Origin of the sequence: Pseudomonas sp. PS02303 (assembly GCF_029959925.1) — a bacterium.
In the GTDB taxonomy this organism is placed as follows: Bacteria; Pseudomonadota; Gammaproteobacteria; order Pseudomonadales; family Pseudomonadaceae; genus Aquipseudomonas; species Aquipseudomonas mandelii.
The window spans coordinates 1-20,454 of the sequence record NZ_JASCOM010000003.1; the positions used below are offsets into that span (position 1 = coordinate 1).

General features: G+C 60.6%; 16 protein-coding genes. 14 read left to right on the forward strand and 2 right to left on the reverse strand.

The window, feature by feature from the left end:
- Positions 1-157: 157 nt before the first annotated feature.
- Together QMX98_RS01435 and QMX98_RS01440 are read left to right on the forward strand one after the other, a co-directional pair.
- Complete coding sequence (locus QMX98_RS01435; protein WP_172791357.1) at positions 158-1,117, forward strand: tRNA-dihydrouridine synthase; 960 nt, start codon at positions 158-160, stop codon at positions 1,115-1,117.
- Positions 1,118-1,249: 132 nt separating this feature from the next.
- A complete protein-coding gene (locus QMX98_RS01440; protein WP_010456046.1) occupies positions 1,250-1,693 on the forward strand; it encodes an Hsp20 family protein in 444 nt (147 codons plus the stop codon).
- A 50-nt stretch (positions 1,694-1,743) separates the two neighbouring features.
- Here the strand turns inward: QMX98_RS01440 and QMX98_RS01445 are convergent, their stop codons facing one another.
- Positions 1,744-5,022 carry a PAS domain S-box protein gene (locus tag QMX98_RS01445; RefSeq protein ID WP_169856866.1) on the reverse strand — a complete coding sequence of 1,093 codons (3,279 nt, stop codon included), beginning with the start codon at positions 5,020-5,022 and terminating at the stop codon, positions 1,744-1,746.
- 66 nt (positions 5,023-5,088) lie between these two features.
- A complete protein-coding gene (locus QMX98_RS01450; protein ID WP_010456044.1) occupies positions 5,089-5,979 on the reverse strand; it encodes a LysR family transcriptional regulator in 891 nt (296 codons plus the stop codon).
- A gap of 142 nt (positions 5,980-6,121) precedes the next feature.
- On the opposite strand from QMX98_RS01450, the gene leuC reads away from it, so the two are divergent.
- From leuC to QMX98_RS01510, 12 genes are all read left to right on the forward strand, one after another.
- Positions 6,122-7,540: a 3-isopropylmalate dehydratase large subunit gene (gene leuC / locus QMX98_RS01455; protein WP_010456043.1), complete on the forward strand. Its 1,419-nt coding sequence runs from the start codon at positions 6,122-6,124 to the stop codon at positions 7,538-7,540.
- Positions 7,541-7,551: 11 nt separating this feature from the next.
- Positions 7,552-8,196, forward strand: coding sequence for a 3-isopropylmalate dehydratase small subunit (gene leuD, locus QMX98_RS01460; RefSeq protein WP_010456042.1), 645 nt, complete (start codon positions 7,552-7,554; stop codon positions 8,194-8,196).
- A gap of 139 nt (positions 8,197-8,335) precedes the next feature.
- Positions 8,336-9,103 (forward strand): class I SAM-dependent methyltransferase, encoded by a 768-nt coding sequence (locus QMX98_RS01465; protein WP_077750382.1) that lies wholly within the window; start codon positions 8,336-8,338, stop codon positions 9,101-9,103.
- 51 nt (positions 9,104-9,154) lie between these two features.
- Positions 9,155-10,237, forward strand: a complete 1,083-nt coding sequence (gene leuB / locus QMX98_RS01470) for a 3-isopropylmalate dehydrogenase (RefSeq protein WP_282410126.1) — start codon at positions 9,155-9,157, stop codon at positions 10,235-10,237.
- A 69-nt stretch (positions 10,238-10,306) separates the two neighbouring features.
- The gene (gene asd / locus QMX98_RS01475) at positions 10,307-11,419 is read left to right on the forward strand and encodes an aspartate-semialdehyde dehydrogenase (RefSeq protein WP_054052925.1); all 1,113 of its coding nucleotides are present in this window, start codon (positions 10,307-10,309) and stop codon (positions 11,417-11,419) included.
- 269 nt (positions 11,420-11,688) lie between these two features.
- The gene (locus QMX98_RS01480; RefSeq protein ID WP_010456038.1) at positions 11,689-12,699 is read left to right on the forward strand and encodes an aspartate-semialdehyde dehydrogenase; all 1,011 of its coding nucleotides are present in this window, start codon (positions 11,689-11,691) and stop codon (positions 12,697-12,699) included.
- A gap of 208 nt (positions 12,700-12,907) precedes the next feature.
- Entirely contained in the window at positions 12,908-15,523 is a 2,616-nt protein-coding gene (locus QMX98_RS01485; RefSeq protein WP_282410127.1) for a FimV/HubP family polar landmark protein, read from the forward strand.
- 310 nt (positions 15,524-15,833) lie between these two features.
- Positions 15,834-16,658 carry a tRNA pseudouridine(38-40) synthase TruA gene (gene truA / locus QMX98_RS01490; protein WP_010456035.1) on the forward strand — a complete coding sequence of 275 codons (825 nt, stop codon included), beginning with the start codon at positions 15,834-15,836 and terminating at the stop codon, positions 16,656-16,658.
- Between the two features lie 63 nt (positions 16,659-16,721).
- Positions 16,722-17,345 (forward strand): phosphoribosylanthranilate isomerase, encoded by a 624-nt coding sequence (locus QMX98_RS01495; RefSeq protein WP_010456034.1) that lies wholly within the window; start codon positions 16,722-16,724, stop codon positions 17,343-17,345.
- 209 nt (positions 17,346-17,554) lie between these two features.
- On the forward strand, positions 17,555-18,475 hold the full coding sequence (accD, locus tag QMX98_RS01500) for an acetyl-CoA carboxylase, carboxyltransferase subunit beta (protein WP_010456031.1): 921 nt from the start codon (positions 17,555-17,557) through the stop codon (positions 18,473-18,475).
- Positions 18,472-19,779, forward strand: a complete 1,308-nt coding sequence (gene folC / locus QMX98_RS01505) for a bifunctional tetrahydrofolate synthase/dihydrofolate synthase (RefSeq protein ID WP_282410128.1) — start codon at positions 18,472-18,474, stop codon at positions 19,777-19,779. Before accD ends, folC begins: the two co-directional genes overlap by 4 nt.
- Complete coding sequence (locus QMX98_RS01510; RefSeq protein WP_010456026.1) at positions 19,763-20,425, forward strand: SPOR domain-containing protein; 663 nt, start codon at positions 19,763-19,765, stop codon at positions 20,423-20,425. The genes folC and QMX98_RS01510 overlap by 17 nt, the downstream gene beginning before the upstream one ends.
- Positions 20,426-20,454: the final 29 nt, after the last annotated feature.

Below are 20,454 nucleotides of genomic sequence, written 5' to 3' on the forward strand. Positions count from 1 at the left end.
AGGGAGCTTGCTCCCGCTGGAGCGCGAAGCGGTCCCTTGCAATGGAGAGTGCTACGCACTCTAGCGGGAGCAAGCTCCCTCGCCACAGAGGCAGATGCAAGTCTTTCGACAGAGAATCCAGTAAACTGCCGCACGTTTTTCGTTGAGTGTGTTTTTCATGCAAATTGCTTTGGCGCCCATGGAGGGGTTGGTCGACAACATCCTGCGGGACGTGCTGACCCGAGTGGGCGGTATCGATTGGTGCGTGACCGAGTTTATTCGGATCAACGATCAACTGCTCACGCCTGCCTATTACCACAAGTTCGGCCCGGAATTATTGACCGGAGCCCGCACCGCGTCCGGCGTGCCGCTGCGGGTGCAGTTGCTCGGTTCCGATCCGGTGTGTCTGGCTGAAAACGCCGCGCTGGCTTGCGAGCTGGGTTCCGAGGTGATCGACCTGAACTTCGGCTGCCCGGCCAAGACCGTCAACAAGTCCCGTGGCGGCGCCGTCCTGCTGAAAGAACCTGAACTGCTCAACCAAATCGTTGAACACGTCCGCCGCGCTGTGCCGGCGCACATTCCGGTCACTGCGAAAATGCGCCTGGGCTTCGACAGCCCGGACGGTTCGCTGGTCTGCGCAACAGCGCTGGCCGAAGGCGGCGCGGCGCACATCGTGGTGCACGCGCGGACCAAAACCGACGGTTACAAGCCGCCTGCGCATTGGGAATGGATCCCCCGCGTGCAGGACGTGGTCAAGGTTCCAGTGTTCGCCAATGGCGACATCTGGAGCGTTGAAGATTGGCGCCGTTGCCGCGAAATCAGCGGCGTGGAAGACATCATGCTCGGTCGCGGCCTGGTGTCGCGTCCGGACCTGGCCCGGCAGATCGCGGCGGCGCGGGCCGGTGAAGAAGTGGTCGAGATGACGTGGGCCGAGTTGCTGCCTCTGATCCAGGACTTCTGGCTGCAAGCCAAGGCGCAGATGACTGCCCGCCAGTCGCCGGGTCGCTTGAAGCAATGGCTGGCGATGTTGACCCGCAATTATCCTGAGGCGGTGGAGCTGTTTACCGTGTTGCGTCGAGAGACCGAACTGGATCAAGTCTCGCGTTTGTTGGGGCTCCAGGTGTCGGAAGCGGCCTGAAAAAAACGCAAAAAAATCTGAAAATAATCTCTTGAAAAGCAATCGGCGATCCCTATCTAGGGATTACGCGATGCCGAATTCGGGTCGCGGAGACAAAAAAACTTGCTGATCTGTTTTCAGGAGATTTGAATCATGAGTACTGCATTTTCGATGGCGCCCCTGTTCCGTTCCTCGGTGGGCTTCGACCGCTTCAATGACTTGTTCGAAACCGCCCTGCGCAACGAGCCAGGCAGCACCTACCCACCTTATAACGTTGAAAAGCACGGTGATGACCAATACCGCATCGTCGTGGCGGCCGCCGGGTTCCAGGAAGAAGACCTGGATCTGCAAGTGGAAAAAGGGGTGCTGACCATCAGTGGTGGCAAGCGTGACGCGAATGAAGACGTCACCTATCTGTACCAAGGCATCGCTCAGCGCGCCTTCAAACTGTCCTTCCGTCTGGCGGACCATATCGAAATCAAGGCTGCCGGCCTGAGCAACGGTTTGTTGAGCATCGACCTGTTGCGGGTGATTCCGGAAGAGGCAAAAGCCAAACGCATCCCGATCAACGGGACGCAAAAACCCGCTCTGCAGTAACGAGTCAGGGCAATGAGAAGGGCGCCATTCGGCGCCCTTTTTTGTACCCGTTATTTGAGGAGTTTCTGGAACTCCTCCACCGGTAGCGGCCGACTGTGCAAATACCCCTGATAAAAATGGCACCCCAGCCCCTGCAAAAATTCCAGCTGCTCCGCCGTTTCCACCCCTTCGGCGATCACTTTCAATTCCAGGCTGCGGGCCATGGCCACGATGGCGCGGATGATTTCGGCGTCGTTGGGGTCGGTGGTGGCATCGCGGATGAACGACTGATCGATTTTCAGCGTGTCGACCGGCAGGCGCTTGAGGTAGGTCAGCGAGGAGTAGCCGGTGCCGAAGTCGTCCATGGCAAAGCTCACGCCGAGTTTTTTCAGGCGGCGCATTTTGTTGATGGTGTCTTCCAGGTTCTGGATGACGATCCCTTCGGTGATTTCCAGTTTCAGCAACGAGCAGGGCAGGTCGTGGCTGCTGAGGCTGTATTCGATGCGTTCGACGAAGTCGTTTTGACGAAATTGCCTCGGGCTGATGTTCACGCACAGGCTGAAGCTGAGCGGGTTCACCAGGCCTTTGGCAACCAGCTTTTTGAAGGCCCCACAGGCTTCGTCGATGATCCACGTGCCCACTTCCAGAATCAGCCCGCTGTCCTCCAGCACCTTGATGAATTCGGTGGGCGATTGCGGGCCGAGTTCCGGGTGGTCCCAGCGCACCAGCGCTTCGGCGCCGACAATACGGTTGCCCCGGGCGTCGACCTGGGGTTGGTAATGCACATGAAACTCGCCCCGGGAAAGGGCCAGGCGCAAGTCGGTTTCCATGCGCAGGCGTTCACTGGCCGCCTTCTGCATGGTGTTGTGATACATCTGCGCCATGTTGCGGCCCGAGTCCTTGGCGCGGTAAAGCGCAATGTCGGCACGTTTGAGCAGGTCGGTCGGGGTCGAACCGTGGTCGGGGATCAGCGCGATGCCGATGCTCGGTGTCACTTGCAGGCGCTGGCCGTCGAGGAACATCGGCTCCGACAACAGTTCACGCAACGTGTCCGCCAACTCCCGAACCTGGGCGCTGACTTCGTTGCGCGAGCCCTCAAGGCCGCTGAGCAGCACCACAAATTCATCGCCACCCAGGCGTGCCACGGTGTCTTCCATGCGCACGCTGGCTTCAAGCCGAGCCGTGATGATTTTCAGCACCGTGTCGCCCACCGGGTGACCCAGGGAATCGTTGATGTGCTTGAAATGATCGAGGTCCAGGAACAGCAGCGCACCGCGCAGGTTGTGGCGCTTGAGCAGGGCGATCTGCTGGCTCAGGCGATCCATCAACAGGGCGCGGTTCGGAAGGTTGGTCAGCGGGTCGTGGTAGGCCAGATGGCGAATCTGCGCTTCGGCATTTTTCAACAGGCTGACGTCTCGGCCAGTCAGCAACAGGCATGCGGTTTCGTTGAGGGTGATTGGCTCCACCGAGACTTCGACGGTCAGCAGTTCGCCGCGCTTATTGCGGCCCAGCATTTCCTGGTGATGCACACGACCCTTAAGCTGCAACTCGGCCAGCAGCGCCGAGCGCTGTTTCTCTTCTGCCCAGATGCCGACTTGATACACCGTGCGGCCGACCACTTCGTCGGCGCGGTAACCGGTCAGGCGACAAAAACCATCGTTGACCTCCAGGTAGCGCCCGGTATCGCGTTCGGTGATGGTGATCGCGTCCGGGCTTGAGTGAAACGCCTTGGCAAACTTCTCTTCGCTGGCCTTGAGTGCCGCTTCGGAACGCTGTTGCTGGGTAATGTCGCGCAGGGTCGTGACGATGCACGGCTGGTCGCCCACGCTGATCTGCCGGCTGGAAATCACGCAGGTCAGGGCTTGCCCGTCTTTGTGTTGAGCGATGATCGCGACATTGTTCAGCCCCTGTTCGCGGATGACTTGTTCAATTCGTTGCAGGCTTTTCGCTGACGCGTCCCACAGGCCGATTTCGTCGGCCCTGCGGTCAATCACTTCGGCGGCGCTCCAGCCGAAGGTCTGGGTAAAGCTGGAGTTGATCTCGATGAACTGGCCAGTGTCCTGGCGCGTGACGCAGATCGGGTCCGGGCTGACTTGAAACAGCGTGGCGAATTTCTCTTCGGAGGCCACCAGCCGTTGTTCGCGCTCCACTTGATCGGTGATGTCCAGCAAGGTGCCGGCCATGCGCAGCGGTGCGCCGTTTTCATCGCGGTAGAGGCGGGCACGACTTTCCAGGTAGCGTGAACTGCCGTCCGGCAACTGCACGCGATAAGTCAGCTGATAATTGCCGGCCGGTCCCTCGCGCAGGCTGCGATAAGCGTCGCGCATGCTGCCGCGTTCTTCGTCGGGCACACCTTCGAAAAACGCGTCGAAGGACTCATGGAAGGGTATGGCCTCCAGCCCGTGCAACTGCGCGGCCCGCGCCGAGCCGTACAACATGCCGCTGGGAATGTGCCAGTCCCAGGTGCCGAGTTGCGCCGAATCCAGGGCCAGGTCGAGGCGTTCCTGGCTGTCTTTCAGCGCGAGTTCGGCGGCCTTGCGTTCCGTGGTGTCGAGGAAAGTGCTCAGCAGGTAGGGCTGGCCTTCGAGTTCGACTTTCTGTGCGCTGAGGATGCCGTCGTGGATCTGGCCATTGCTGGCGCGAAACTGCACCTCCATGCTGGTCAGTTCGCCCTTGGCCTTGGTCGCCTTGACCAGCACGTCCCGTTGTTCCGGGTGCACCCAGAGGCCCAGTTCGACAGTGGTTCGGCCAATGGCATCCTGCACCGGCCAGCCGAACAGGCTTTCGAAATACTGATTGGCTTCGGTAATCAGGCCATCTTCCTGGCGGGTCAGCAGCACCATGTTCGGGCACAGGTGAAACAGCGTGGCAAAGCGTTTTTCCGAGCTGCTCAGGGCCTGTTCGCGCTGGCGCTGATGGGTGATTTCGCGAATGACCCCAATCATCCGTGGCCGACCGTCTTTGTCCGGCAGCAAGCTGCCGTTGATCTCCAGCCAGTGCAGGCTGCCGTCGGGCCAGCGGATGCGGTGGTGCATCGCCTGCTCCAGCGGGGCGCCGGCGATCACGGCATGGAAGGCGCGAATGGTTTTTGCCCGATCCTCCGGAGGCAGCAAGTCGAGGTATTCCAGATCGGTCGGCAACGGCTGTCGGGGATCGAAGCCGAACAACGCCTGGGTACCCCGCGACCAGCTGATCTGTCCGCGCTCGATGTCCCAATACCAGGCGCCCAGGCGCGCGCCGTTGAGGGCGGCCAACAACTGTGGTGCGCTTTCCCAGCTCTGCTCGGACCGTTTCGGGTCAAGCGCCTGTATACGTGGCATCGGCGGAATACGGTCAACAGATTTCGGCATTGGCAGGCCTTGGGCTGAATTGGGCGTTAGGCGCAGGGGTTCGCGGCTCTATGGCAGTAGCACACGTTAGCCTTGAATCCCTGGCAGATCGATTTGTGCATCCAGCAAGGCCATGAAGGCCCGTGCCGCATTCGACAGCGTCCGTTCGGTGTGCAGGATATAGCCTAGCTGGCGAGTCAGTTGTATGCCCGGCAAAGGTATTCGCGCAACTTGATCGTCGAGCATCGTTCGCGGCAAAACGCTCCAGGCCAGGCCGATCGAGACCATCATCTTGATGGTTTCCAGATAATTGGTGCTCATGGCGATGTTCGGCGTCAGTCCCTGAGCCTCGAACAGGCGCTGGACAATGTGATGAGTGAACGTGTTGCCGCCGGGAAACACCGCCGGATGCAGGGCAATGTCCGCCAGGCTGACTGGGCCGTTGCTGATCAGCGAATGCTCCGGAGCGACCACGAAATCCAGGGGGTCGTCCCACACCGGCGTGGCTTTGACCAAGGTATGAGGTTCCGGGGCGAGGGTGATCACCGCCAGTTCCGCGCGGCCATGGAGGATTTCCTCGTAGGCCACTTCCGAATCGAGAAACTGAATATCCAGCGCCACTTGTGGGTAGCGTCGGGTGAACTCCCTTAATAAGGGCGGTAAGCGGTGCAAGCCAATGTGGTGACTGGTGGCCAGCGTCAGGCGCCCGGTCACTTCGCCGGTCAGGTTGGTCAGGGCGCGGCGGGTGTCATCCAGCACATTGAGAATCTGATAGGCCCGCGGCAACAGGGCGCGACCGGCCTCGGTCAGGCCGACTTCACGACCCAGTCGATCGAAAAGCCGCACCTTCAATTGCTGCTCCAGCCCGGCGATGCGCTTGCTGATCGCCGGTTGCGTCAGGTGCAGCCGTTCTCCCGCGCCGGAGAAGCTTCCGGTCTCGGCAATGGCGATGAAAGCATTGAGATTAGCCAGGTCCATTGCGGTATTCCAGTTGGTTATCCAAAGCATGAAAAATATGAATTTGAGTTATTTAATGTAACCCCCTAGGATCGACCTCACAAGCCAAAGGGTTATACAAACGGCCCGGGGCATAGAAACAAGCTGATGAGGAAACCGTCTGATGGCCGGCAAAACGCTCTACGACAAGCTCTGGGATTCGCATTTGGTCAAGCAGCGCGACGATGGCTCTGCCTTGATCTACATCGATCGTCACATCATTCACGAAGTGACCTCGCCGCAAGCCTTTGAAGGCCTGCGTCTGGCCGGGCGCAAGCCTTGGCGCATCGATGCCAACATCGCGACCCCGGACCACAACGTACCGACCACCCCGGAACGCAAGGGCGGCATCGAAGCCATTGCCGACCAGGTCTCGCGTTTGCAGGTCCAGACCCTCGATGACAACTGTGACGAATACGGCATCGTCGAGTTCAAGATGAACGACGTGCGCCAAGGCATCGTCCACGTCATCGGCCCGGAACAGGGCGCAACCTTGCCGGGCATGACCGTGGTCTGCGGCGACTCCCACACCTCGACCCACGGCGCGTTTGGCGCGTTGGCACACGGTATCGGCACGTCCGAGGTCGAGCACGTGCTCGCCACCCAGTGCCTGGTCGCCAAGAAAATGAAGAATATGCGGGTGTCGGTCGAAGGGAAATTGCCGTTCGGCGTGACCGCCAAGGACATCGTTCTCGCGGTCATTGGCAAGATCGGCACTGCCGGCGGTAACGGCCATGCCATCGAGTTCGCCGGTAGTGCGATTCGTGATCTGTCGGTCGAAGGCCGCATGACCATTTGCAACATGTCCATCGAGGCTGGCGCTCGCGTAGGACTGGTCGCCGCTGACGAAAAAACCGTCGCCTACGTGAAGGGCCGTCCATTCGCTCCGAAAGGCGCGGAATGGGACTTGGCCGTCGAAGCGTGGAAAGACCTGGTGACTGATGAAGACGCCACGTTCGACACCGTCGTCGAGCTCGACGCCACCCAGATCAAGCCACAAGTCAGCTGGGGCACTTCGCCCGAGATGGTGTTGGCCGTGGATCAGAACGTGCCGGACCCTGCGAAGGAAATGGACCTGGTCAAGCGCGGCTCCATCGAACGCGCCTTGAAATACATGGGTTTGACTGCCAATCAGGCAATTACCGACATTCAGCTGGACCGCGTGTTCATCGGTTCCTGCACCAACTCGCGCATCGAAGATTTGCGTGCTGCCGCCGTGATCGCCAAAGGTCGCAAAGTCGCTTCGACCATCAAGCAGGCCATCGTGGTGCCGGGCTCGGGTCTGGTGAAGGCCCAGGCTGAATCGGAAGGCCTGGACAAGATTTTCCTCGACGCCGGTTTCGAATGGCGTGAGCCGGGTTGCTCGATGTGCCTGGCGATGAACCCGGACCGTTTGGAGTCGGGCGAGCATTGCGCCTCGACCTCCAACCGCAATTTCGAAGGCCGTCAGGGCGCCGGTGGCCGTACCCACCTCGTGAGCCCGGCCATGGCCGCCGCCGCCGCGGTGAATGGTCGTTTCGTCGACGTCCGTGAATTGATCTAAAGGAGCGCAGCATGAAAGCTTTTACCCAGCACACTGGTCTTGTCGCGCCTCTGGATCGTGCCAACGTCGACACCGACCAGATCATCCCGAAGCAATTCTTGAAGTCGATCAAGCGCACGGGTTTCGGCCCAAACCTGTTCGATGAGTGGCGCTACCTGGATGTCGGGCAGCCTTATCAGGACAACTCCAAGCGCCCGTTGAACAAGGACTTCGTCCTCAACGCCGAGCGTTATCAAGGCGCCAGCGTGTTGCTGGCCCGCGAAAACTTCGGTTGCGGTTCCAGTCGTGAACATGCGCCGTGGGCGCTGGAGGAATACGGTTTCCGCAGCATCATCGCGCCGAGCTACGCCGACATCTTCTTCAACAACAGCTTCAAGAACGGCTTGCTGCCGATCATCTTGAGCGACGCTGAGGTGGATGAGCTGTTCCAGCAGGTGGAAGTGACCCCGGGTTATCAGTTGCAGGTCGATTTGCAGGCCCAGACCGTTACCCGTCCGGATGGCAAGGTGTTGAGCTTTGAAATTGACGCCTTCCGTAAGCATTGCCTGCTCAACGGTCTGGACGATATCGGTCTGACGTTGATGGACCATGAAGCGATTGCGACGTTTGAAGCCAAGCACCGGGCGAGCCAGCCTTGGTTGTTTCGCGACGCGTAAGTTTGCGTAAGGCGTGATGACGCCTTCGCGGGCAAGCCTCGCTCTTACGGCTGAAATACGTCTCCCTGTAGGAGCGAGGCTCGCCCGCGAAGAGGCCCGCCCAGACAACACAAGGCTAAACCCCAAAAGGAAGTCCCCCATGACCCGCACCGCCCAGCACAACCAGGTAGTCCAAAAGCAATTCGGTGAACAGGCCTCGGCCTATCTGAGCAGCGCCGTACACGCTCAAGGCACCGAATTTGCGCTGCTACAGGCCGAACTGGCCGGGCAGGGCGATGCTCGGGTGCTGGACCTGGGGTGTGGCGCTGGTCACGTCAGTTTTCACGTGGCGTCGCTGGTCAAGGAAGTGGTGGCCTACGATTTGTCCCAGCAGATGCTCGACGTGGTTACCGTCGCCGCTGTGGACCGTGGTTTGAGCAATGTGACCACGGTCAACGGTGCCGCCGAGCGCCTGCCGTTTGCCGATGGTGAGTTCGACTTCGTCTTCAGTCGTTACTCGGCGCACCATTGGAGCGACCTCGGCCTGGCCCTGCGCGAAGTCCGGCGGGTACTGAAGCCGGGTGGGGTGGCGGCGTTCATCGACGTATTGTCACCGGGCAGTCCGTTGTTTGACACTTACCTGCAAAGCGTCGAAGTGCTGCGCGACACCAGCCATGTGCGCGATTATTCCGCCGGCGAGTGGTTGCGTCAGGTCAGCGAAGCGGGGTTGCATACCCGTAGCACTACGCGTCAACGGTTGCGGCTGGAGTACAACTCCTGGGTCGAACGCATGCGCACGCCAGAAGTGATGCGCGCGGCGATCCGCGAGTTGCAGCAGTCGATGGGCAATGAAGTGCGCGAATATTTTGAGATTGAGGCCGATGGTTCGTTCAGTACCGATGTGCTGGTGCTGATGGCCGAACGATAGAATTTTTCCGGGTGTGCTCAAGGGCGCACCGACTGATGACATGAGGAAAGCATGAGCAAGCAGATTCTGATTCTCCCAGGTGATGGTATTGGCCCGGAAATCATGGCCGAAGCGGTCAAGGTGCTGGAGCTGGCCAACGACAAGTACAGCCTGGGCTTCGAGCTGAGCCACGACCTGATCGGCGGCAGCGCCATCGACAAGCACGGCGTGCCATTGGCCGACGAAACCCTCGACCGTGCACGCGCAGCCGACGCTGTGCTGCTGGGCGCCGTGGGCGGCCCGAAATGGGACACCATCGAGCGTGACATCCGCCCTGAGCGCGGCCTGCTGAAGATTCGTGCGCAACTGGGCCTGTTTGGCAACCTGCGCCCGGCGATCCTCTACCCGCAACTGGCCGAGGCATCGAGCCTGAAGCCTGAAATCGTTTCGGGCCTGGACATCCTGATCGTCCGTGAACTGACCGGCGGCATCTATTTCGGCGCGCCACGCGGCACCCGCACCCTGGAAAACGGCGAGCGTCAGGCTTACGACACGCTGCCGTACAGCGAAAGCGAAATCCGCCGCATCGCCCGTGTCGGTTTCGACATGGCCATGGTGCGCGGCAAGAAGCTGTGCTCGGTGGACAAGGCCAACGTGCTGGCTTCGAGCCAACTGTGGCGCGAAATCGTCGAGCAAGTGGCCAAGGATTACCCGGAAGTCGAACTGAGCCACATGTACGTCGACAACGCCGCCATGCAGCTGGTGCGTGCGCCGAAGCAATTCGACGTGATCGTTACCGAAAATATGTTCGGCGACATTCTGTCTGACCAGGCATCGATGCTCACCGGTTCCATCGGCATGCTGCCGTCGGCATCCCTGGATACCAACAACAAGGGCATGTACGAGCCTTGCCACGGTTCGGCGCCAGACATCGCTGGCAAAGGCATTGCCAACCCGTTGGCGACCATTCTGTCGGTGTCGATGATGCTGCGTTACAGCTTCAACCTGCAGGACGCGGCCGATGCCATCGAGAAAGCCGTCAGTCTGGTATTGGATCAGGGGCTGCGCACGGGCGACATCTGGTCGGCCGGTTGCACTAAAGTCGGTACGCAGGAAATGGGCGACGCAGTAGTCGCCGCGCTGCGGAATCTGTAATCTCTCGGGCCCGCTGCCACTTTCACTCTTGAAAGCAGCGGCCCACTTTTTAAAGAAGGTGTAGTTGCGATGAAACGTGTAGGTCTGATCGGTTGGCGCGGTATGGTCGGTTCCGTGCTCATGCAGCGGATGCTGGAAGAGCAGGATTTCGATCTTATTGAGCCGGTGTTTTTCACCACTTCCAATGTCGGTGGCCAAGGCCCGTCCGTGGGCAAGGACATTGCTCCGCTCAAGGACGCTTACAGCATTGAAGAGCTGAAAACCCTCGACGTGATTCTGACCTGCCAGGGTGGCGACTACACCAGCGAAGTATTCCCGAAGCTGCGCGAAGCCGGCTGGCAGGGTTACTGGATCGACGCTGCTTCCAGCCTGCGCATGCAGGATGACGCGGTGATCGTGCTGGATCCGGTGAACCGCAAGGTCATCGACCAGCAGCTCGACGCGGGCACCAAGAACTACATCGGCGGCAACTGCACCGTCAGCCTGATGCTGATGGGCCTGGGCGGCCTGTTCGAAGCCGGTCTGGTCGAGTGGATGAGCGCCATGACTTATCAGGCGGCCTCCGGTGCCGGCGCGCAGAACATGCGTGAACTGATCAAGCAAATGGGCGCGACCCACGCCGCTGTCGCCGATCAACTGGCCGACCCGGCCAGCGCCATCCTCGACATCGACCGCCGTGTGGCCGAAGCCATGCGCAGCGACGCGTACCCGACCGAAAACTTCGGCGTTCCGCTGGCCGGCAGCCTGATCCCGTGGATCGACAAGGAGCTGCCGAACGGTCAGAGCCGCGAAGAATGGAAGGCCCAGGCCGAGACCAACAAGATCCTCGGTCGCTTCAAGAGCCCGATCCCGGTGGATGGCATCTGCGTGCGCATCGGCGCCATGCGCTGCCACAGCCAGGCGCTGACCATCAAGCTGAACAAAGACGTGCCGATCGCCGACATCGAAGGGCTGATCAGCCAGCACAACCCTTGGGTCAAACTGGTGCCGAACAATCGCGAAGCCAGCATTCAGGAACTGAGCCCGACGAAAGTCACCGGCACCCTGAACGTACCGGTTGGCCGTCTGCGCAAGCTGAACATGGGCACGCAGTACGTCGGCGCGTTTACCGTCGGCGACCAACTGCTGTGGGGCGCGGCCGAACCGCTGCGTCGCATGCTGCGGATCCTGCTTGAGCGTTGATCGATTGAAGTAATCAAAGAACCCGCGCCTTGAAAGAGGTGCGGGTTTTTTTTGGGAAGGTATGTCGTCAGGAAGGGCCTCTTCGCGGGCAAGCCTCGCTCCTACAGGTATCGCGGTTGTTTCAAGATTTCGCGACCGACACACAACCCGTAGAAGCGAGGCTTGCTCGCGAAGAAGCCGGCGCATACACCACAAAACCCCAGCCGAATTGCCTGCACGCCACCCACCCGGTAAAGTGCCGCTCCCCCCGTTTCGCCAGAGGTAGAACCATGAGCCAGTCCTTTGATATTGCCGTGATCGGCGCCACCGGTACTGTCGGCGAAACGCTCGTGCAGATTCTCGAAGAACGCGACTTCCCGGTCGGCAACCTCCATTTGCTGGCCAGCAGCGAATCCGCCGGGCATTCGGTGCCGTTTCGCGGCAAGAACGTGCGGGTGCGTGAAGTCGACGAATTCGATTTCAGCAAGGTTCAGCTGGTGTTTTTCGCTGCCGGTCCGGCAGTGACCCTGAGTTTTGCCTCGCGCGCGACCGCTGCCGGTTGTTCGCTGATCGACCTGTCCGGCGCTTTGCCGGCCAATCAGGCGCCGCAAGTGGTGCCGGAAGCCAACGCCGACGTCTTGGCCGGTTTGAAAAAACCGTTCCAGGTCAGCAGCCCAAGCCCGTCGGCCACTACGCTGGCCGTGGTGCTGGCGCCGTTGCTGGGTTTGCTCGACCTGCAACGCATCAACCTGACCGCCTGCCTGGCCGTTTCCGCCCAGGGGCGCGAAGCCGTGACCGAGCTGGCCCGGCAGACCGCCGAGCTGCTGAATGTGCGTCCGCTGGAGCCGACTTTCTTTGATCGGCAGATGGCTTTCAACCTGTTGGCTCAGGTCGGCAAGCCTGATGAGCAGGGTCATACGCTGCTGGAAAAACGCCTGGTGCGTGAGCTGCGTCAGGTCATGGCGCTGCCTTTATTAAAGATTTCTGTCACTTGCATTCAAGCCCCGGTGTTTTTTGGCGATAGCTTTAGCGTGACCTTGCAGTCAGCGAGCGCTGTGGACCTGGCGAAAGTCAACGCGGCGCTGGAAGACGCACCGGGTATCGAACTGGTGGAAGCCGGCGATTACCCGACGGCAGTAGGCGATGCAGTAGGGCAGGACGTGGTCTACGTTGGTCGGGTTCGCGCCGGAATCGACGACCCGTCGGAACTTAATTTGTGGCTGACGTCAGATAACGTGCGTAAAGGCGCTGCGCTCAATGCTGTGCAGGTGGCTGAATTGTTGATAAAAGACCTGCTGTAAAAGATACTTGGCAACAATTTTTCGAATGAGTCCAGTCGAGCGCTATGCTTGGCCGGATTGCTGATGGCGAGCCACTCTTCGGGGCTTTCCGGGGCATTTATGAAATGATCGCGCGTGACGACCCTTCGTCGCCGCGCGCAATGCCTTACGGCAGCGGCTATCAACACCTTCTCGCTGGCCGAGGAATGTTCAAACAAAGGATGAGGCTATGGTTCAAGTTCGCAAACTGGTGTTAGCAATAGCGGCCGCCTCGGCGCTGTCCTCCGGTATGGCGCATGCCCTCGGGCTCGGGGAATTGACCCTGAAGTCGACGCTGAACCAACCTCTGGTGGCGGAAATCGAGCTGCTCGACGTCAAGGACCTCACCGCCGCAGAAGTGGTGCCGAGCCTGGCGTCACCCGAAGATTTCGCCAAGGCCGGTGTCGATCGCCAGGCGTTTCTCAACGACCTGACCTTCACGCCCGTGCTCAATGCCAGCGGCAAAAGTATCCTGCGTGTAACGTCCAGCAAACCACTGTCCGAACCCATGGTGAAATTCCTGGTTCAGGTGATGTGGCCCAACGGTCGTTTGCTGCGCGATTACAGCGTGCTGCTCGATCCTTCCAAATTCTCCCCGCAGACCGCTGAAGCGGCTGCGCAGCCTGCGCCGACCGAAACGGTCACTGCGCCGGTGACCGGTGCCACCCAGCCGTCCCAATACACCACCACGCCGCGCGATACCCTGTGGGAAATCGCCGCGAAGGCGCGTAATGGCGGTTCGGTCCAGCAAACCATGCTGGCCATCCAGGCGCTGAACCCGGATGCCTTCATCGACGGCAACATCAACCGGCTGAAAACCGGTCAGGTGCTGCGCTTGCCGGATCAGGCGCAGAGCACCAGCCTGCCGCAACCCAAGGCAATCGCTGAAGTCGCTGCCCAGAACACTGCATGGCGCCAGGGTCGTCGTTATGTGGCGAAGCCCGGCACCGGGCAGCAGCAACTCGATGCCACCAAGCGTGGCCGCGCTGACGCAGCTCCATCGCAAACGGCGAAAGACAACCTGAGCCTGGTTTCTGCCGAAACCGGCAAGGGCAAAGGCGCTGCAGGTGATGCCAAAGCCTTGAACAACAAACTGGCGGTGACCCAGGAAAGCCTCGACACGACCCGTCGTGACAACGCTGAACTGAAAAGCCGCATGACCGATCTGCAAAGTCAGCTGGATAAGCTGCAGCGCCTGATCGAGCTGAAGAACAATCAACTGGCCAAGTTGCAGGCTGAAGGCGCAGCGGGAGCGTCGGCTTCGACTCCAGCGACGACCCCACCGGCAATGTCTGCTGAACTGGCCGCGAACCCTGCGGCAGCACCGACTGAAGTGGTTCCTGCTCCGGAAACGTCTGCGCCTGAGACTGCTCCTGCACCCGTGCCTGCCGAGCCGCCAATCGAGCCGACACCGGTAGCTTCCGACGAGCAGAAATTCAACGAACTGCTGACCAATCCGGTCCTGCTGGGTCTGGTAGGCGGTGGGGCAGTGGTTCTGCTGCTTCTGCTGCTGTTGCTGGCGCGTCGCCGCAAGGCGCAGCAAGAAGCCGAGAAACACCTGCGCATGGCGCGTGCCCTGGAAGAAGAGAAGGAATTCTCTGCCGAGCAGGACCTGCCAGAAAGCAGCTTCGAAGGTTTGGAAGTTCCGCCGCCGAGCGTGAAACTCGCTACCGCGCCGATACCAACGCCACCACCTGCGCCAGCGCCTGCTCCAGCCCCGGATGTAATGACGACGCCGATCGCCGCGCCGCTGGTGTCGCCAGCGGCCGAGCGCAATGACGACGTACTGACCAAGGCTCAGTCGCACATTGCCGCCGGTCGTCTGAACCAGGCCGCTGCGTTGCTCGAAGACGGCATCAAGCAAGAGCCACAGCGCAGCGACCTGCGTCTGAAACTGATGGAAGTCTACGGTCAGCAGGGCGATCGCGATGCATTTGTTGCCCAGGAGCGTCAGTTGGTCGCCAACGGTGACAACTTCGCCCAGGTCGAGCAGCTTAAAAGCCGCTTCCCGGCAATGGCTATCGCGGCTGCCGGTGGTCTTGCTGCCGCCGCCCTCGCTGCCGAGCTGGACGCGCAGTACGTCAAGGACCTGCTGCTGGACGAGCCGCAAGCACCGGCCGATGACCTGGACAGTGCCTTCGACCTGAGCCTGGATGACCTGGAAGCCGCGTCACCCGCAGTGGTCACGCCAGAGCCGGAAGCTGCGGCTGACCTTGACGAGTTTCCGCTGGACGATGACCTGAGCTTTGAATCGGTATTGAAGGAACAGACCGAAATCAAGGAAAACCTCGACGACCTGTCGGACTTCGATCTGGACATGGATCTGGGCGGTGATACATCGCCGGCCATCCTCGCTGAAGATGACTTCCTGCTGGATCTGGACGAAGGCGTGAAGGACCTGCCTGCGAAGCCTGTAAAGCCTGAAGTGCCTCAGGACGATCTGGAGCTGCCGGCCGATTTCGACCTGTCGCTGGCTGATGAAATGGATGCCGCCCCGGCCGAGCCTGAGGTCAAGGACGCCTTTGCCGCTGAACTGGATGACGTCAACGCCGAGCTGGATCGTTTGTCCCAGAGCATGAGTGAGCCGACCTTTACTGCAGAAGACGCTATGGCTTCTGCGGCGGACGAGCCGGACTTCGACTTCCTCTCCGGCACCGATGAAGTCGCCACCAAACTCGATCTGGCCCAGGCCTACATCGACATGGGTGACAACGACGGCGCTCGGGACATCCTCAATGAGGTTGTGGCCGAGGGGAATGCTGGCCAGAAGAGCGAGGCCAAGGAGATGCTTTCGCATCTGGCTTGAGTGATTGGTAGGCAATAAACAGAACGGCAGCCCATTGAGGCTGCCGTTTTTGTTTCAGTGGTGGTCCGACGGCGTCTGTCAGGGCGCCATCGCGAGCAAGTTCGCTCCCACAAGGTTTTGTGGCGGTCACATAACCTGAGAACACCCCCGAAACACTGTGGGGGCGGGCTTGCCCGCGAAAGGGCTCCAACATTCAATATCGTACTTTCTGTTGTGCTGGTATCCCCGCCGGACAGCTTTATAATGCCCGCCTTTGCGCACATCAGCAGGCTGTGACTCCTTGGCAAATATAGATAACCCGGCTGCCGAAATGGCGGCCGACGGCTTTTTCCGGATCGCGTTGGGCGTTGAATACAAAGGCTCGCGTTATCGCGGCTGGCAGCGCCAGGCCTCCGGTGTGCTCACTGTGCAGGAAACCCTCGAAAAGGCCTTATCCAAAGTCGCCGACTCACCGGTGTCGCTGCTCTGCGCCGGGCGCACTGACGCGGGCGTGCATGCGTGCGGCCAAGTGGTGCATTTCGATACGCAGGTCGAGCGTTCGATGAAGGCCTGGGTCATGGGCGCCAACATCAACTTGCCCCACGACGTCAGTGTCAGCTGGGCCAAGGTCATGCCGGCGCATTTTCATGCGCGCTTCAAGGCCATCGCCCGCCGTTATCGCTACGTGATCTACAACGATCAGATCCGCCCGGCGCACCTCAACGAAGAAATCACCTGGAACCACCGTCCGCTCGATGTCGAGCGCATGGCCGAGGCCGCCCAGTACTTGGTCGGTACCCATGATTTCAGCGCATTCCGCGCCGGTCAGTGCCAGGCCAAATCGCCGATCAAGGAACTGCATCACCTGCGTGTCACGCGCCACGGCAAGATGATCGTCCTGGATATCCGCGCCAGCGCCTTCCTGCACCACATGGTGCGCAACATCGCCGGTGTCTTGATGACCATCGGTGCCGGCGAGCGGCCGGTGGAGTGGATGAAGGAAGTGCTGGAGAGCCGGATCCGTCGTTCTGGCGGGGTGACGGCGCATCCGTTTGGCCTGTATCTGGTGCAGGTCGAGTATCGCGACGAGTTCCAATTGCCTGAGCGTTACATCGGCCCACACTTCCTCACCGGCTTCTCTGAACTTGACGGCTGACGCCCTCGAACGCATTTGTTACCATCCGGGACTTTCTCGGATTTGCCCTGAGGTTTTATCGACATGTCAGCCGTTCGCAGCAAGATTTGTGGGATTACCCGCATAGAAGATGCGTTGGCGGCGGTCGAGGCCGGGGCCGATGCCATCGGGTTTGTGTTTTACGCCAAGAGTCCGCGGGCCGTCACGTTCCAGCAGGCGCGCGACATTATCAAGTTGCTGCCGCCGTTCGTGACCACCGTGGGGTTGTTCGTCAACAGCAGCCGCTGCGAGTTGGGCGAGCTGCTCGACGCCGTACCGCTGGACCTGTTGCAGTTCCATGGCGACGAAACCGCAGCCGAATGTGAAGGCTGGCACCGCCCGTACATCAAGGCGTTGCGGGTCAAGGCCGGCGACGACATCGCGGCGGCCTGCGATGCGTTTCCAAGTGCCAGCGGTATCCTGCTTGATGCCTATGTCGAAGGTGTTCCCGGTGGAACCGGTGAGGCGTTCGACTGGTCTCTGATACCGCAGGGCTTGAGCAAGCCGATCATCCTCGCTGGTGGGCTGACGCCGGATAACGTGGCTGAGGCAATCGCCCGGGTCCGGCCTTATGCGGTGGACGTCAGCGGCGGGGTAGAAGCGAGCAAGGGCATCAAGGATCACGCAAAGATTCAGGCATTCATCAAGGCGGTACGTAGTAGCACGTAGTTGATGTGACGGCTGGCAGACTGCCGCCGTCCCAAAATGCACTGCGCTGCACAAAGCAGGCACGGCTGAGGATTTTTGGATTGTACGCAGGTCACGTTTCGCTGACCCGGCCATCCACCGATCATCGCCACACACATGAATTTAGCTCAAGGGCATACGCGGGGCTGCGAACCAGAGCGTTCGGGCCGCCGGTACTGGAGAAAGAAAGCATGAGCAACTGGTTAGTAGACAAACTGATCCCTTCGATCATGCGTTCCGAGGTCAAGAAGAGCTCGGTGCCTGAAGGTCTGTGGCACAAATGCCCGTCTTGCGAGGCTGTGCTGTATCGTCCGGAGCTGGAAAAGACCCTGGACGTTTGCCCCAAGTGCAACCACCACATGCGTATCGGCGCCCGCGCGCGCATCGACATCTTCCTCGACGCCGAAGGCCGTGCAGAATTGGGCGCGGACCTGGAGCCGGTTGATCGCCTGAAATTCCGCGATGGCAAGAAGTACAAGGACCGCCTGACCGCTGCGCAAAAGCAGACCGGCGAAAAAGACGCGCTGATCTCCATGAGCGGCACCCTGCTGGGCATGCCAGTGGTGGTCTCGGCCTTCGAGTTCTCCTTCATGGGGGGGTCGATGGGCGCCATCGTAGGTGAGCGTTTTGTCCGCGCTGCCAACTACGCGCTGGAAAACCGTTGCCCGATGATCTGTTTCGCCGCTTCCGGTGGTGCGCGGATGCAGGAAGCCCTGATCTCCCTGATGCAAATGGCCAAGACCTCTGCGGTCCTGGCGCGTCTGCGTGAAGAAGGCATTCCGTTCATCTCGGTGCTGACCGATCCGGTCTACGGCGGCGTTTCCGCCAGTCTGGCGATGCTGGGCGACGTGATTGTCGGTGAGCCGAAAGCCCTGATCGGCTTCGCCGGCCCACGCGTGATCGAACAGACCGTGCGTGAAAAACTGCCGGAAGGTTTCCAGCGCAGCGAGTTCCTGCTGGAGCACGGTGCAATCGACATGATCATTCACCGCCAGGAACTGCGTCCGCGCCTGGGCAACCTGCTGGCACAAATGATGGGCCTGCCGACGCCAAAATTCGTTGCCGCACCCATTGAGCCGATCGTGGTTCCACCGGTACCTGCCAACCTATGACCGAACGTACCCTTGGCGAGTGGCTCGCCTACCTAGAGCAGTTGCACCCTTCGGCCATCGACATGGGCCTGGAGCGCTCGCAACAGGTAGCGTCCCGCATGGGACTGGGCAAGCTGGCGCCTCGGGTGATCACGGTCACCGGCACCAATGGCAAGGGGTCCACCTGTGCATTCGTGGCCTCGTTGCTGCGGGCTCAAGGCCTGAGCGTTGGTGTCTACAATTCTCCGCACCTGCTGCGTTACAACGAGCGGGTGCAGGTCAACGGCGTCGAAGCGACGGACGCCGAGTTGTGCGAAGCCTTTGCTGCGGTCGAGGCGGGCCGTGGCGACACGTCCCTGACGTACTTCGAGATGGGCACCCTGGCGGCGTTCTGGCTGTTTCAACAGGCAGGGCTTGATGCCGTGGTGCTGGAAGTCGGCTTGGGCGGGCGTCTGGACACGGTCAACGTGGTCGATGCCGACATTGCGCTGGTCACCAGTATTGGCGTCGATCACGCCGATTACCTGGGCGATACCCGCGAATCCGTGGCTTTTGAGAAAGCCGGCATCTTCCGCCAGGGCGCGCCTGCGCTCTGTGGTGACCTGAATCCTCCGCAACCTCTGCTGGATAAAGCCCGCGAGCTCAATTGCCCGTTTTTCCTGCGTGGGCGAGATTTCGACCTCGGTGTGACCGATCACAATTGGCAATGGCGCGGTCTTGACGCTCAAGGGCGAGTGGTCGAGTTGCATGATCTGCCGTTGCTCGATCTGCCGATGGAAAACGCCGCACTGGCCTTGCAGGCTTACCTGTTGCTCGGTTTGCCGTGGGTAGATTCGCAAGTAATCAATGCGCTGACAGCGACGCGGGTGGTAGGTCGTCTTGACCGCCGTCAAATCGACTGGCAGGGCAAGCGTCTGAACCTGTTGCTGGATGTGGGGCATAACCCGCATGCGGCCGAGTATCTGGCGCGCCGTCTGGCCGTTCGTCCGCCGGTCGGCAAGCGTCTGGCGGTGTTTGGCTTGTTGGCGGACAAGGATCTGGATGGTGTTGTCAGTGAATTGAATGCTAGTGTCCAGCAATGGGCTGTCGCGCCGTTGGATTCGCCGCGTGCGCGCCCGGTGGCCGATTTGCAGGCGGCGTTGCAGAACCTTGGCGCTGCGGTAACGTCTTATGACAGTGTGGCCGCCGCCCTGGAAGGGCAGTGCGCACTGGCAACGAGCGACGACGAGATTCTGTTGTTCGGATCATTTTATTGTGTCGCCGAGGCCCTCGAATGGCTGGCCCGGCGCTCCACGGAGGAAGCGGCAAATGGCATTGCTGGATAAGGCATACAAACAGCGCATGGTTGGCGCCCTGGTTCTGGTGGCGCTGGCGGTTATTTTTCTGCCGATGCTGTTTTCCCGCCAGGATGAGCAGCGTCAAGTGACGGTCGAAGCCCCGGCTGCGCCGCAAGCACCCTCGGTGCCGCCAGTGCAGGTCGAACCAGTGGTGGTGCCCGAGCCACAAGCGCTGCCTCAGGAACCTGTGCCAAGCGATGACGAGATCGCTCAGCAAGAAGCACCCGTGGCGCCGATCACCCCGAGTGCGCCAGCCGCGGCTGCGCCTGCTACCAAACCGGTCGCTCCCGCGCCTGTGGTCAAGCCTGCTGCGCCGACCACGCCGCCTGCCCAGCCGATTACGGCCGCGCCGGGCAAGCCAGACACGACTCAAAGCCGCGTCGATGCCAATGGCCTGTCGGTCAGCTGGTCGGTGCAACTGGCCAGTCTGTCGAGTCGTGCAAGCGCAGAAAGTTTGCAAAAAGACCTGCGCAGTCAGGGCTATAACGCCTATATCCGCACGGCCGATGGCAAGAATCGGGTGTTTGTCGGGCCGCTGATCGAGCGCGCCGAAGCGGATCGCCTGCGCGACTTGTTGGGCCGCCAGAAGAACCTCAAGGGTTTTGTGGTGCGTTTCCAGCCTGAGCGCAACTAAAACTATCGCCCCGATTTGAAATGCACTGA